The organism is Cryobacterium sp. M15 (assembly GCF_002929675.1).
GTDB lineage: Bacteria > Actinomycetota > Actinomycetes > Actinomycetales > Microbacteriaceae > Cryobacterium > Cryobacterium lyxosi.
The window spans coordinates 285,398-299,070 of the sequence record NZ_PJJW01000040.1; the positions used below are offsets into that span (position 1 = coordinate 285,398).

15 protein-coding genes and 1 tRNA gene are annotated in these 13,673 nt (G+C 62.6%); 10 read left to right on the forward strand and 6 right to left on the reverse strand.

The genetic code is table 11. The features are described from left to right. Window positions 1-21: 21 nt before the first annotated feature. Entirely contained in the window at window positions 22-1,263 is a 1,242-nt protein-coding gene (locus tag CXY83_RS14500) for a D-alanyl-D-alanine carboxypeptidase family protein (RefSeq protein WP_104198010.1), read from the forward strand. Window positions 1,264-1,335: 72 nt separating this feature from the next. Here the strand turns inward: CXY83_RS14500 and CXY83_RS14505 are convergent, their stop codons facing one another. Further along, window positions 1,336-2,124, reverse strand: a complete 789-nt coding sequence (locus CXY83_RS14505) for an SGNH/GDSL hydrolase family protein (RefSeq protein WP_104198011.1) — start codon at window positions 2,122-2,124, stop codon at window positions 1,336-1,338. 87 nt (window positions 2,125-2,211) lie between these two features. Here CXY83_RS14505 and CXY83_RS14510 point away from each other — a divergent pair, with 87 nt between their 5' ends. Together CXY83_RS14510 and CXY83_RS14515 are read left to right on the forward strand one after the other, a co-directional pair. Beyond that, entirely contained in the window at window positions 2,212-4,029 is a 1,818-nt protein-coding gene (locus CXY83_RS14510) for a DEAD/DEAH box helicase (RefSeq protein WP_104198012.1), read from the forward strand. A 164-nt stretch (window positions 4,030-4,193) separates the two neighbouring features. Next, entirely contained in the window at window positions 4,194-4,673 is a 480-nt protein-coding gene (locus tag CXY83_RS14515) for an Lrp/AsnC family transcriptional regulator (RefSeq protein WP_092107921.1), read from the forward strand. A gap of 93 nt (window positions 4,674-4,766) precedes the next feature. Here CXY83_RS14515 and CXY83_RS14520 read toward each other — a convergent pair whose 3' ends face one another. Beyond that, window positions 4,767-4,970 carry a cold-shock protein gene (locus CXY83_RS14520; protein WP_035840308.1) on the reverse strand — a complete coding sequence of 68 codons (204 nt, stop codon included), beginning with the start codon at window positions 4,968-4,970 and terminating at the stop codon, window positions 4,767-4,769. A 311-nt stretch (window positions 4,971-5,281) separates the two neighbouring features. Next, window positions 5,282-6,118 carry a DUF3097 domain-containing protein gene (locus tag CXY83_RS14525; protein ID WP_104198013.1) on the reverse strand — a complete coding sequence of 279 codons (837 nt, stop codon included), beginning with the start codon at window positions 6,116-6,118 and terminating at the stop codon, window positions 5,282-5,284. 38 nt (window positions 6,119-6,156) lie between these two features. On the opposite strand from CXY83_RS14525, the gene CXY83_RS14530 reads away from it, so the two are divergent. Next, a complete protein-coding gene (locus CXY83_RS14530) occupies window positions 6,157-6,888 on the forward strand; it encodes an SOS response-associated peptidase (RefSeq protein ID WP_104198014.1) in 732 nt (243 codons plus the stop codon). A gap of 104 nt (window positions 6,889-6,992) precedes the next feature. Then, window positions 6,993-7,157, forward strand: coding sequence for a hypothetical protein (locus CXY83_RS17885; protein ID WP_166786163.1), 165 nt, complete (start codon window positions 6,993-6,995; stop codon window positions 7,155-7,157). Between the two features lie 38 nt (window positions 7,158-7,195). Here the strand turns inward: CXY83_RS17885 and CXY83_RS14535 are convergent, their stop codons facing one another. After that, a complete protein-coding gene (locus CXY83_RS14535; protein ID WP_233200966.1) occupies window positions 7,196-7,843 on the reverse strand; it encodes a DUF1345 domain-containing protein in 648 nt (215 codons plus the stop codon). Between the two features lie 134 nt (window positions 7,844-7,977). Here CXY83_RS14535 and CXY83_RS14540 point away from each other — a divergent pair, with 134 nt between their 5' ends. After that, complete coding sequence (locus CXY83_RS14540; RefSeq protein ID WP_104198015.1) at window positions 7,978-8,913, forward strand: DnaJ domain-containing protein; 936 nt, start codon at window positions 7,978-7,980, stop codon at window positions 8,911-8,913. An 11-nt stretch (window positions 8,914-8,924) separates the two neighbouring features. Here CXY83_RS14540 and CXY83_RS14545 read toward each other — a convergent pair whose 3' ends face one another. Further along, a complete protein-coding gene (locus tag CXY83_RS14545) occupies window positions 8,925-9,803 on the reverse strand; it encodes a hypothetical protein (RefSeq protein ID WP_174722203.1) in 879 nt (292 codons plus the stop codon). Window positions 9,804-9,897: 94 nt separating this feature from the next. Between CXY83_RS14545 and CXY83_RS14550 the strand changes: the two genes are divergently transcribed. From CXY83_RS14550 to CXY83_RS14565, 4 genes are all read left to right on the forward strand, one after another. Continuing rightward, window positions 9,898-10,278 (forward strand): hypothetical protein, encoded by a 381-nt coding sequence (locus tag CXY83_RS14550; RefSeq protein ID WP_104198119.1) that lies wholly within the window; start codon window positions 9,898-9,900, stop codon window positions 10,276-10,278. A gap of 99 nt (window positions 10,279-10,377) precedes the next feature. Then, entirely contained in the window at window positions 10,378-11,535 is a 1,158-nt protein-coding gene (locus tag CXY83_RS14555) for a DUF2092 domain-containing protein (RefSeq protein WP_146069944.1), read from the forward strand. 43 nt (window positions 11,536-11,578) lie between these two features. Beyond that, window positions 11,579-12,547, forward strand: a complete 969-nt coding sequence (locus CXY83_RS14560) for an ATP-binding cassette domain-containing protein (protein ID WP_104198017.1) — start codon at window positions 11,579-11,581, stop codon at window positions 12,545-12,547. Next, window positions 12,534-13,409, forward strand: coding sequence for an ABC transporter permease (locus tag CXY83_RS14565; protein WP_104198018.1), 876 nt, complete (start codon window positions 12,534-12,536; stop codon window positions 13,407-13,409). Before CXY83_RS14560 ends, CXY83_RS14565 begins: the two co-directional genes overlap by 14 nt. Window positions 13,410-13,521: 112 nt before the next feature. Here CXY83_RS14565 and CXY83_RS14570 read toward each other — a convergent pair. Continuing rightward, window positions 13,522-13,606: transfer RNA gene (locus tag CXY83_RS14570), tRNA-Leu, on the reverse strand. Between the last annotated feature and the right edge of the window lie 67 nt (window positions 13,607-13,673).

The following is a 13,673-nucleotide window of genomic DNA, read 5'->3' on the forward strand; positions in this document are numbered from 1 at the left end:
CGAAGAAGTTAGGCTGAACGAATGTCTCCCTCCCGGCGTGTCCTCCTCCGGCGCCGAAGACTGGCCGTCTTCAGCATTCTCCTCGTTGTACTGGGCGGAATCGGCTACGTTGGCGCCACCAACCTTGCTCCCGTACCGGGTAGCGCCGCGTCGATCCTGCAGCCGGACGCGCTCTCCCAGCCGGCGGCCGCACCGGCGTGGCCGGCCTTCGGCGCGAGTGCTATCGGCGCGGTCGGTTTTCCCGGTGTTCTGGCCTCGACCGGCCAGGAAGACACGGTGCCGATCGCGAGCATTGCAAAAATGGTGACAGCCCTGGTCGTCCTCGAGGCCAAGCCACTCGGTGTAGGCGAGGACGGACCCGACATCACCTTCACCGACGCCGACGTGGACAGATACTACGACGCGCTCGCCGAGAACGGTTCGGTGGCACCCGTCGTCTCGGGGATGGTGCTCACGCAACGTGAGGCTTTTGAGGCAATGCTGCTGCCGTCGGCCAACAACTATGCGTCTTCCCTCGCGGTGTGGGCGTACGGATCGGTGGACAACTACCTGGCAGCGGCGAAAACCTGGCTGGCCGACAAGACCCTGACCCAGACCAGGATCGCGGATACGAGCGGTCTCTCCGCGTCGAGCGTGAGCAGCCTGGCCGACCTGGTGGAGATCGGCAAGCTCGTCGTCGGCCATCCGGCCCTCGCCGAAATCGTCGCTCTCCCGTCGGCGGTCCTGCCGGTCATCGGAACCATTATCAACACGAACAAGATGCTCGGCCGCGATGGCGTCGACGGCATCAAGACGGGCACAACGGATGTCGCCGGTGCCTGCCTGTTGTTCTCGACCGATTTCACTATCGGCACCCACGCGGTCACCCTTGTCGGTGTTGTTCTCGGGGGGGACACTCACGCCGAGCTCAATTCTGCGATTGCCGCGCTGATCGAGAGCGTCCAGCCTGGCTTTCACGAGGTCGTCCTGGCCGAAGAAGGCGCCGTGTTCGGCAGCTACACGACACCGTGGGGTGACGTGAGCGACATCGTCGCCGAGCGGGCGGCATCCGTTCTGGTCTGGTCGGACTCGCCGATCGCGGGCACCGCTACGGCTAAGGACGTGCAACTCGGCCGGGCCGGCGACGAGGTTGGCGAGGTGTCCTTCACGATCGGTACCACATCGCCGACTACGGTGACCGTGCCGCTTGAATTGCAGCACACCCTCGCGGATCCCGGACCGGCCTGGCGCATGGGAAACCCCGGCGAGCTCGCCGCCGGCTGACCTCGCCGCGCCATCCCGACTCACCCCCTCCGGACTCATCTAATCCGGAACGTACGGCGTCGGCACAAGCGGTCAAACCGGAGGCAGGGTGAAAGGGCCGGCGTCTGGTCGTTTGGGCAGAACGTGGTCGCCGGAGGATTGGTGGCGCACCCGGCGCAGGACCCAGGGCACAAGGTATTCCCGCGCCCAGACAAAGTCTTCCGTTCGCGCCTGACGCCACGTGGTGCCCGGCATGGGTTCCGGTTCGCTCAGTGCGAGGGAACTCGTCACGTTGAGGGTCTGCAGCACCATGCGCGCGACCGTGTGATGTCCGAGAGCGTTGAGATGCAGCCGGTCCGGAGCCCACATGCGAGGGTCTCGAATCTCGGTCAACTGCCACATGTCGGCCACGATGCAGTCGTACTTGGTGGCGATCGCCCGAATGTTTTCGTTGTAGATGGCGACCTTACCGCGAATGCTGCGAAAAACAGGGGAGAAGCCCACATCCGCGCCGGTGAACAGCACGACTGTCGCGCCATCGTGCGTCAGCCGGGAAATCGCCGCGTCCAAGCGCGTTGCGATGGAATCAGGGTCGGTCCCTGGTCGAATCACGTCGTTACCGCCAGCCGAGATGGTGATCAGGTCGGGTCGTAGCGCGAGGGCAGGTTCGATCTGTTCATCGGCAATCTGCCGGAGAAGTTTGCCACGGACCGCGAGGTTGGCATAGGCGAAATCGTCGGTACCGTCACTAAGTATCTCGGCAACCCGATCTGCCCAGCCACGATGCCCGCCGGGGCTCTGCTGTTCAGGATCGCCAATGCCCTCGGTGAACGAATCGCCAAGAGCGACGTAGCGCGACCATGGATGCTGTTGCTTCGTCATCGATCCATTCTGTCGGAACTCCCAGTCTTGGGTCGAACCGACCGGTGCGAACGCGAACGTCGGTGGGCTTTGGTAGATTTGTAAGAAGTGAATACTCCATCGGTTTTCGGTCCCGCGCAGGGAACAAGTGCAGCCGAACACCTATCGCCGTCATTCCCCGAACGCGCGGCCTGGGGTACGGCCGGCAAGCTGCGTGCCTGGCAGGCTGAAGCTCTGGAAGCCTATTTCGTGCACGAACCTCGGGACTTTCTGGCCGCGGCTACACCGGGCGCAGGCAAGACCACCTTCGCCCTGCGACTGGCTGCGGAACTGCGCTCCCGACGCACGATTGATCGCATCACGGTAGTGGCGCCGACCGAGCATCTCAAGAATCAGTGGGCGGACGCCGCAGCGCGCGCAGGGATCCGTCTTGATCCAATGTTCAAGAACGCCGATCGCAGCTACGGCAGCCACTATCACGGGGTCGTCGTGACCTACGCGCAGGTAGCCGCTCGTGCCGCCTTGCACAAACAGCTCACCGAGTCGAGTCGCACCCTTGTCATCCTCGACGAGATTCACCACGGGGGAGACGCCCTGAGCTGGGGCGACGCGATCCGGGAGGCCTTCGGCCCGGCTACTAGGCGCCTCTCGCTGACCGGGACGCCGTTTCGCTCGGATACTTCACCGATCCCCTTCGTCAGTTACCTGCCGGACAAGCACGGCATCCGCATGTCGCAGAGCGATTATGCCTACGGCTATGGGCGCGCCCTCGCCGATGGCGTGGTTCGCCCGGTGATGTTCATGGTTTACGCCGGGCACATGAAGTGGCGCACCAGGGCCGGTGATGAAATGGAAGCCAAGCTCGGCGAGGGCAATACCAAGGACATCACCAGCCAGGCCTGGCGCACCGCGCTCGAGCCCACCGGGCAATGGATTCCGTCGGTATTGCGCGCCGCGAACTCTCGCCTGACCGAGGTGCGGCACGGCATTCCGGATGCCGGTGGTCTCGTCATTGCCACCGACCAGACCGCCGCACGTGCCTACGCCGTCATTCTCGAGGACATTTGCGGCGAGCCGGTCACCATCGTGCTCTCCGATGAGAAGGAGTCGAGCGACCGCATCGATGAGTTCTCCAAGAACACCCGTCGGTGGATGGTCGCCGTGCGCATGGTGTCGGAGGGCGTGGATGTGCCACGCCTGGCCGTCGGCGTATACGCAACCAGTGCGGCAACCCCGCTGTACTTTGCCCAGGCGATCGGCCGGTTCGTGCGAGCCCGGCGACGCGGTGAGACGGCATCCATTTTTCTGCCCAACGTTCCCGGGCTGCTCAGCCTCGCCAACGCGCTCGAATTGGAACGCGATCACGCCCTCGACCGCAGCAACCGTGAAGACGGCGATGACGGCATGTACAACCCCGAAGATGCCATGGTCGCAGCGGCGAACAAGGAGGACAAGGCCTCGGATGATCTTGGCCTGGACGACTTCACCTGGCAGGCACTGGACTCGCAGGCGACCTTCGACATGGTCATGTTCGACGGTGACGAGTTCGGAGAGCTCGCCGAACCCGGCACCGATGAAGAATTTGATTTCATCGGCATCCCTGGCCTGCTCGAACCGGAACAAGTGTCGGAGTTGCTGCGGCAACGCCAGTCGCGCCAGTCCAAACGGTCATCTGACAAACGCAAAGACCCGGTGACGGGTGAGATCGCCCCCCTTGAACCGCCGCCCCTGTATCGCACGCTCAAGGAACAGCGCACACTGCTGTCGAGCCTGGTCGGCATGTGGTCCAAACTCGCCAATGAACCCCACGGAATGATTCATGCCGAACTTCGTCGGTTGTGCGGCGGCCCGGCCGTCGCCCAGGCCAGCGTCACCCAGCTGCAGATGCGCATCGACCTGCTGCGCCGCCGCCTCGGGCGCAGCTAGCGACGGCCATTCCGGCATGCACGGCGTGAGTTTCACGATCTGACGACGGTGACGACACAGCCACACAGGAGTAGATGCTGTGTCCTTCTGACTGTGTCGATGCAGACCCTTGCAATTTATTTGCTCGAATCGCATAAACTCCTTAGTAACGAGGGAGTCTGTTGATGGAATCGAAGAAGCCGGAACTCGACCGGGTTGACCGCGCACTGCTGCGAGCCCTATCGGTCAATGCGCGGGCTTCGGGAGCGGCCCTGGCAAGCGAAATCGGTGTTGCCGAGTCCACTGTGTCCCTGCGCCTGCGACGTTTACAGCAGCTTGGCCATATTCGTGGCTACCGGGCCAATATCGACTTGGCTGCGCTCGGTGCCAGCCTGCAGGCCCTTATCTCGGTGCGGTTGGCCAAACACGCCAGGGTGCAGATCGATGACTTTCGTAACGCGGCCCCGCACTGGCCGGGCGTGATCGGGCTGTTCCACACCGCAGGTGCCGATGACTATCTGCTGCACGTTGCGGCAGCGGATGCCTCTCATCTGCGTGACTTCGTGCTGGAACACCTTGCGGAGCATCCGGCCGTCGCTCACACCGAGACAAACCTGATCTTCGAGTACGTCGACGGCGACGGCTGGCAAGACCTGGTGAAGTAAGGCGACCAAGCCACAACGACAGCATGCTGGTACCAACTGCTTAAAACAAGAACGCCCCCCGCAAAAGCGGGAGGCGTTCTTCGCAAGCTCTATTTAGAGGGCGCGGATGTTCTCGGCCTGAGGACCCTTGGGGCCCTGGGTTACCTCGAACTCGACCTTCTGGTTCTCATCGAGGGACTTGTAGCCATTCGACGCGATCGCGGAGTAGTGCGCGAAAACATCGGCGCTTCCGTCGTCGGGTGCGATAAAGCCGAAGCCCTTTTCAGCGTTGAACCATTTCACGGTACCTGTTGCCATTTGTAAAACTCCTCCAGGAGTGTTAGACCGGCCCCGACTGTCGGGACCGTTCGTCGCGGTATTCGTCGTCCGCTTCCGAAAGGAATGTGGCGCATCAACCGCGATTCAAGTGAATCGCAATCGGTGCGTTTAAGACGTGCAAGCACTACAACTTCGAGTCCAACACTAGCCCACAAGTCTGGACGGTTTCAAAGTTCCCAGCCTTTTTGACACGAAAGCGTTACGTTTACCAAAGAATTCACGTGAACTCCGGGGCGACCACTGCTCGGCCAGGCCCCGGGCACCCGTTGACCGAAATTGGTTACGGCGTGTCATTCGGCTGTCACGAAGTCGATCAAATGTTCCACGCGCCCTAAAAGTTGCGGTTCCAGATCGGCAAAAGTGCGCACGCGGCCGAGAATTCGCTGCCAGGCCCGGGCGATATCGGCCTGTTCCTCGTGCGGCCAGCCAAGCGCGTCGCAGATGCCGTGTTTCCATTCGATGCTCCGCGGTACGTCGGGCCAGGCTTGGAGACCGATCCGTGCGGGTTTTACCGATTGCCACACGTCGACGAACGGATGCCCCACTACGAGAACGTTCGCCGCGAACGGGCCGCGCGCCACGGCTTCTGCGATGCGACTCTCCTTGGATCCAGGCACGAGGTGGTCTACCAACACGCCGACGCGACGTGCAGAGGTCGGACGGAATTCGCGGAGGATCTCGTCGAGGTTGTCGACCCCCTCGATATATTCCACGACGACGCCTTCGATGCGCAGATCGGCGCCCCAGACCTTTTCCACCAGCTCGGCGTCGTGACGCCCCTCGACAAAGATGCGACTGGCGCGCGCGACGCGAGCAGGCGCATCGGGCACGGCCGTCGAACCTGAAGCCGTGCGCACCCGTCCCACGGCGGCCGCCATGGTCGGTGCGACCAGTGTGACGGGACGTCCGTCGATCAGAAAACCAGAGCCGAGCGGAAATAGTCGCAGCTTGCCATGCCTGTCTTCGAGTGTGACAATCTTTCTTTCTACGCGAATGACGGCACCACAAAATCCTGTGCCTGTTTCTTCGACAACCAAGTCCCGGACGGCTTCCTGGGTTGGAATAATGATGCGTCCCGCGTCGCGCCACCCGGGGGAGAGCACGTCTGCGCTGTAACGTTCGTCCATTGCATCGACGCTAGCGGAAGTCCGTGAGGTCGCCCGGCATGACGCGGTATTCTGACTATATGTGTGGTCGACTCGTCATTACCGATTCAGCGCCCGATCTGGCTGCGATGTTCGATATCGAACATGAAGGTGAGAATCTGCCGGAACCGTCCTGGAATATCCGGCCGACTGAACAGATTCCGATCGTGCTTGAATCGGCCAAAACCGACCCCGCCGTGCGTCGATTGGAATCAGCACGCTGGTCATTGATTCCATCTTTCGCGACGGAGTCGACGTCGAAATTTCCGACCTTCAATGCTCGGGCAGAAACGGCCGCCGAGAAGCCGACCTTCACGATGTCCGTGCGGTCGCGGCGCGCTCTGGTCCCGGCGACGGGCTACTTCGAGTGGCACACCGAGGGGACCGTAAAGACCCCGTACTTCATTCAATCCGACGATGGCCTCCCGCTCGCTCTAGCTGGTCTGTATTCCTGGTGGAAGAACCCGGCTGCCGTTGACAGCGATCCGGCGCGCTGGGTGTTGTCCGCAACCATCCTGACGACTAGTGCCCAGGGTCCGCTCGCGCAGATCCACGACCGCACACCGGTTGCCCTGCCGGAGGAGTGGTGGGACCACTGGTTGGATCCGGCCACCGAGGGTGATCAAGGTCTCGTGGATGCCGCCGTCGCAGCCTCCCGGATAGTCGTAGAATCGTTCAATTTTCATGAGGTCGGCCGGGTGACCGGGAACGGCCCTGAACTGATCGAGCCGATCACCAACGCTTCGATGTAATTGCATCGGGCCCCAACCGGTACGCTCGAAGCAGTACGAATAAGCAGAACGCTCAATTCAGTGCCTAGCGAAATTACGTGGGCACTGCCGTGAAAGGAACACCCATGAACATCGTCGCCTTCGTCGTCGCGTTTGCGATTTTCGTTTTCGGTTTTTGGCTGTTTGGCCTGGCTTTCTCGGTCACGTCCCTGATGGCACCGATCTTCATTGCGGGAATCTTGTGCGTGGCCATCTCCATGGCAATCCCTTTCCACCTGCTGCGCAACTAAGCCTCGATCGGCTCGCCTGAGCGCGCGGGCTGCTGCATTCAGTGCAGGAATCCCGCTACGAGATTGATCAGCGTAGCCAAAATCACCGATCCGTACGGAAATGACAGCAGCGCATGCTGGAGCGTCGCCATCCGCAGCGAGTGATTCCGGATGTTCGTGTCCGAGACCTGGTAGGTCATGCCAATCGTGAAGGCCAGGTAGGCGAAGTCGGTATACCGCGGCGGTTCGGGCTGATTGAAGTCGATGCCGCCGGGAGTGTGACTGTAATACAGCGAGGCGTAGCGCAGGGTAAACAGTGTGTGCACCAGCACCCAGGACAAGGCGACGCTGGCAATGGCCACTGCGGCGAGAAATCCGCGCTGGGAACTCAAGGTCGCCGTCGTCCCGAGTAGCAACACGACGATCGCGCCGAGACTGGCGAGCCCGGCCAGCAGAATCAGGAATTCTGAAACGACCCGGGACGGATCTTCGCGAGTAGCGTGCTCGGCCGTCGCGTCGGCATCCTGGCGGCTGATGACAATCCAGACCCAACTTATGTAGGTCACGCAGGCAGCACCCCAGCCGAGAATTACAGCGAGAACCCAATCGCCCGAGAGACCAGCCGTGACCCCAACGGCAAGACCGGCCACGAGCATGACGACCAAACGGGTACTGTACCGGTGCAGGTGCGCAAGTGGAATGGTCACAGGCTGATCGTGGCACAGAATGGCTCCTCACCCACCCAGCTCTCACTCGGCGCGGTATCAGAATCGCACGGTAATATTGGTCTTCGATCGATTTCGCATTGATTGTCTTCAAACACGGAAAGGTCCCGCCCAGGATGCAAGACAGCCCGGCCGCATCCACCCCCTACGAGGTCCTCGGAGTGAGTCCGACCGCGACCGAGAATGAGCTACGTCGCGCCTATCGGGTGTTGTTGCGCCAGACCCATCCCGATGTCGGCGGCAGCGCGAGCAGATTTCATGCCGTGCAACTCGCCTGGGAACGGGTGGGAAGTCCACAGAACCGGGCCGACTACGATCGTCGACGCTTCGGCGACCCCGAGCAGGCCGCTCCAACGGATGCCTACGCCGCCTCCGCCGCCCGCGGCCCCGCCACAAAATCCAGCCTGAAAACCCGCATGCACGGTCATCCTGGTGGTCAGGCGCGCCTGAGATACCTCGATCTCGTGCGCGAATGGGCTGGCCGCGGCACGGTCATCGATGACCCGTACGCCCCCGCGCTCATCCGGAGCGCCCCGAAACTTGTACGGCACTGCCTCGCCAAAGCCCTGGCAGAGGAGGCTACAGCCCAGCTCGTGGCCAATCTCGGTATCGGTTTCACCGCGTGGCACGACATCGACACCGGTAGTCAGACCGACAAACTCGACCACATCGTCCTCGGCCCGGCTGGATTGTTCGGCATCTTGTCCGAAGACTGGGGCGCACCCGTGCAGCTGCGCCGCGGGGAACTGGTCGGCGACGAACTGCCGGAGGAGGATCGCCCGATCCACCAGTTCGAGGATGCCGCCCGCTCACTCAGCCGCGCATTGAAAGTACGCTTCACCGCGCTCATCGTCGTGCTGCCCGACGGAGCCCTTGACGAACCGGTATCGCTGCCCAAGCGTGGCCGGCGGCCGATGATCATTGTGATTCCGCGATCGCGGCTCGTCGGCGTGCTGCGCGAGGGATTAGCCGGCATGGAGCGTGGAAGCTTCGAAAAGGTCTTCGAGCTGCGCAGCACCCTGCTCAACGGCATCCATTTCGTGAATACCTAGGCGTTTCGAGATTACGAGCGCAGGGCCAGCTTGTCGACCCAATAGCGCAGAAATGTGGCCCCGGCCTCATCGTGGATCTGGTCACCGATCACGATCACCGGATATGGCCGATCAAGAATGCCATCGGACGGGCGCACGTCAACGTGGGTGACGTCGTAGCCGGCTTCGTACAGGTGATCGGCCATGCGATAGTCGCTGCGGGAATCGCCCATTGATCGCCACAGCCGGGGTAACGGACCGCTCGCCGCGAAGTAGGCAAGGGCACGTTTCGCGGCATGGTCCTTGTCGAGCGTGACCGACTCGATATCGGTTGAGATGATCGTGGCGTCGATTCGAAACGGAATCCGACCGAATTCGTCGGGCGACCGGCGATCGTCGAATTGCACACCGAGACCGTGTTCCACCAGGATGGCGAAGGCTGCCTCGTTGAATTCGGATTGGCGGGCGAGAAAGTCGGCATGGCTCACATCGGTGCGCTGTTCGACCGAGATCATCGCCTGCTTGGTCTCGTCAAAGAACATCTCGGCTGCGAACGAGTCAGAGACCAGCTGGCGCACCGCGTCAATGACCGCCACCGGCAAGGCAACGCTCTGATCGACGACGACGTCCCCCATGCCGTTCGGTCCGATCGGAAACCACACCGCGCCCTTCTCGCAGACCCCGTACATCCGAAAAGTCTCCGGCAGTCCGGCGTGCACGAGCGGGGCGATCACCTGCTCGCGAATAAAGTCGGCTGACCTCCCGGTGATGAACGCGATCGGCACGTGTCCGGCCGCCAGTGTGATCAGATCGGCCGGGATGCTCGGCGTTGAAATGGTGCGCGTGATCGGGCTCGCAATCGGGCCGTCGACGTCGAGGAGAAGTCCGAGTGGGGACACGGGAATTGACATTTCGCCATTCTCCCACGACAGGCGGAAGAGATCTCGGCATCGATCGGAAAGCGGATGCTGCGCCCGCCCATGCCAGCACTTATCGTTATCTATGATGATTACGCGACGAGAAGTAGCACTGCGCCTGGATATCCCGCTGGAAATGGCGGCACGTCACGGTATTCCCTCGCGTGTAAGCGAGGGCCAGCTGGCTAAACTCGAGGCCGAGCCGCCGGTCTGGCTGCTGCAGTCGCGCACCAATCGCACCGGCAAGAAGCCGGTGTGGGTGCAGCTCACCTGCACGATTTGTGGGTACACCGAAGCCGTACGCCCGAAAAAATGGTGGCCGACGTTCACGTATATCAGTTGCTCGAACCACGGCTTCGACGAGCTGCCTGAGCCAGCCGCCGGGTTCGGCCGCACCGAGTGCGACGGGATCGGCAGCCAATTCATTGGAATCACCGATGAGGCATCAGGCCAGAGCACACCCGTCTGATTCCCTGCCGGCACCTGAAAATACGCTGATCTCACCACCGATGCGCTCGCCCAAGGCGTACGATCGCCGTATGAATCCGAATGCACCAAGGCGTTGATCGTGTCTCGCAATTCTCTCAAATGGCTCCCCGCCGTCGTCGTACCGGCGGTCGTGGTCGCCGCGGTGATAGCCGTACCGTTCCAAGCCGGTGCCGCCGTCGATCTTCCCGATAAGACACCCGAGCAGGTTCTCCTCCTGGTGAACGACAGCACGGTGTCGACCTTCTCCGGAACGGTCTCCCAATCGTCTGATCTCGGTCTTCCCACGCTGGATTTGAGTGCGGGCATGACTAAATCCATGCAGAAATCCATGACCGAGTCCATGCCGGAAGGCGCGACCGACCTCCTCCCGGCAACGTCAACCACCGCGGCACTGAGCACGGCACTCGAATTGCTCAGCGGCTCCCACGAGTTCCGGGTCTACGTCGGTGGCGAAAACAAGTCTCGCGTGCAGATCAAGGACCGTATGGCTGAGCGTGACGTCGTGCACAACGGGAACGACGTCTGGCTGTACGACTCGAGCAGCAACGCAGCGACCCACATGAGCGTGCCGGCCGATCTCGCTGCTACTGCCGAGTCGAAGTTTGCCGAGCTCAAGTCGGAACTTCCCACCGACCTCTCGACCCCGGCGCAGGTTGCCGATCGATTGCTCAGCGAGCTGGACCCGAGTACGACGGTGTCGGTCGGCACGGACGCTCGGGTCGCTGGACGCAGTGTGTACCAGTTGGTGCTCACGCCGAAAGCAGCGGACAGCCTCGTCGCATCCGTCTCGATCGCGGTCGACTCTGAGACCGGTCTGCCAGTCCAGGTGGTCGTGATGGCCGAGGGCCAGAGCGCACCGGCACTGCAGGTCGGCTTCACCGCTCTTGATTTTGCCGCTCCCGACCCTGACCTTTTCGATTTCGTGCCGCCGGCCAACGCCACGGTGACGGAGCAGGCCCTGCCCGAGCACGTTACCGGTGACCACTCGGGGGCGCAGAGCCCGACAGCAGCTGAACTGCCCCGTGTCACGGGAAGCGGCTGGTCCAGTATCGTCGAGGTTCCCGCCGCCGCCGTACCGGCCGAGCTCGGCAACAACCCCCTGATCGACCAGCTGACCACTGCTGTAGACGGAGGTCGCGCCCTGACAACGTCCCTCATGACGGTGTTCCTAACCACGGACGGGCGGGTATTCGCCGGCGCGGTTTCGCTCGCCCAGCTCCAGGCCGCCGCAGAGTGACCGTCACCGCAGTGACGCGCATTACAGTGAGGTGCATCACACTGTGACCGGCGACACTCCGGCTCTCGACCTCGCGATCGAGAGCCGGGGTCTCACCAAGCGGTTCGGCACGCAAACCGCCGTGAATAGCATCGACCTTGCGGTTCCCCGCGGCTCGGTCTTCGGCTTCCTGGGTCCGAACGGTTCGGGCAAAACCACCAGCATTCGCATGCTGCTGGCACTCACCCAGGCAACCAGCGGCACAATCACCGTGCTCGGCCACAGCATGCCCGTCCGACTGCACGAGGTGTTGCCCCAAGTAGGCGCCCTGGTCGAAGGACCGGCGTTCTACCCCTTCCTTTCCGGGGCGGCGAACCTACGCCGCCTCGACACCGCCGACCGGAACGCGCCGAGTGGCACGCGTCGTGCTCGGGTGCAGCGGGCCCTCGAACGGGTCGGGCTCTCCCATGCCGCCGACAAGAAGGTACACGCGTATTCGCTCGGCATGAAGCAGCGGCTCGGCATCGCCAATGCTCTGCTGCTCCCGCGGCAGCTGCTCGTACTCGATGAACCCACGAACGGCCTCGACCCCCAGGGCACACGGGAGGTGCGCAGCCTCGTTCGCTCACTGGCCGCAGAGGGAACGACAGTCTTCGTTTCAAGCCATCTGCTCGCCGAGGTCGAGCAGATGTGCACGCACGCCGCCGTGATGAGTGCTGGCCGCCTCGTTGCCCAGGGCACGCTGGCCGCGCTACGGCAGGTCGGTGAGACCCGGGTGCGGGTGCGCACACCGGATGCCCCGGGTGCGATCCGCGTGCTCAGCAACCTGGGGCTGGAGCCCGCGATCCGCGTGCTCGATGATGCTGACCCGGTTGTGGTCGCGCCGCTCCTGGGTACCCACTGGCAGCCCGAGGCCATCGTGACGGCCCTCGTCGCCGATGGGGTGCGTATTCGCGGCTTCGCCATCGAGGAACCGAGCCTCGAAGAACGCTTTGTCGCACTGACCGGGGAGGGTTTCGATGTCGTCCAGTGATGTTCTGCCAGCAACGAGCCGCAGCGATATCCCGATACGCCGCGGCGCTGGCTGGGACCTGCTCGGTTCCGAAATTTCCGTGCTGTTTCGCCGTCGACGGACCTGGGCCATGTTGGTCGCCGTCGCGCTGATCCCGGTACTGCTCGCCGTCGCCGTTCGTCTGTCGTCGTCCACGCTGGCCCCGGGGGAGGGACCTCCGTTTCTTGATCGGGTGACCCAAAACGGCCTGTTCGTCGGCTTCACTGCGATGGTCGTCGCCATCCCCCTGTTTCTGCCACTGACCATCGGTGTGGTGGCCGGAGACACGATTGCCGGGGAAGCCGGCCTTGGTACGCTGCGCTACCTGTTGGTGGCGCCAGCCGGCCGGGTACGGCTGTTATTGGTCAAGTACGCGGGCGCGGCCCTGTTCAGCCTCGTGGCGACGCTGACCCTCACCGTGTCGGGCACGCTCATCGGGGCAGCCCTGTTCCCGGTCGGACCGGTCACGCTCTTGTCGGGCGACACCATCAGCGTGACCGAGTCGTTATGGCGGTCGTTGCTGGTGGCCGCCTATGTCACCGTATCCTTGCTCGGTTTGTCGATGATCGGGCTGTTCATCTCCACGCTCACCGACGTTCCCGTGGGGGCGATGGCGGCGACGATCGTGGTCTCCGTCGTCGCACAGATCCTCGATGTCATTCCACAACTGTCCTGGCTGCATCCGTGGCTGTTCAGCCACTACTGGCTCGGTTTCGCCGATCTGCTCCGGCAACCACTCGACCTCAGCTCGTTCGGCCAGAATGCGATTGTGCAGGTCTGTTACCTGGCAGTTTTCGGGGCGTTGGCGTACAGCAGGTTCGTGACCAAGGACATCCTGTCGTGACGATCCACCCGAGGACAAGACGCTGGCTTAACGAGATAAGGCCGGATCCATGGGATCCGGCCTTATGAACTGTCTCAACCAGTCCTCGTTGATCTCCCTAAAGAAATCTCCGTGTCCGAGATGGGAATTGAACCCACACGCCCTTAACGGGCACTGGCACCTCAAGCCAGCGCGTCTACCAATTCCGCCACCCGGACTGGGTGAAACGGCCTCCGGATGAACCGGCTGCCGAGGTAATAACTTAGCACGGATTAGAACCGGCGT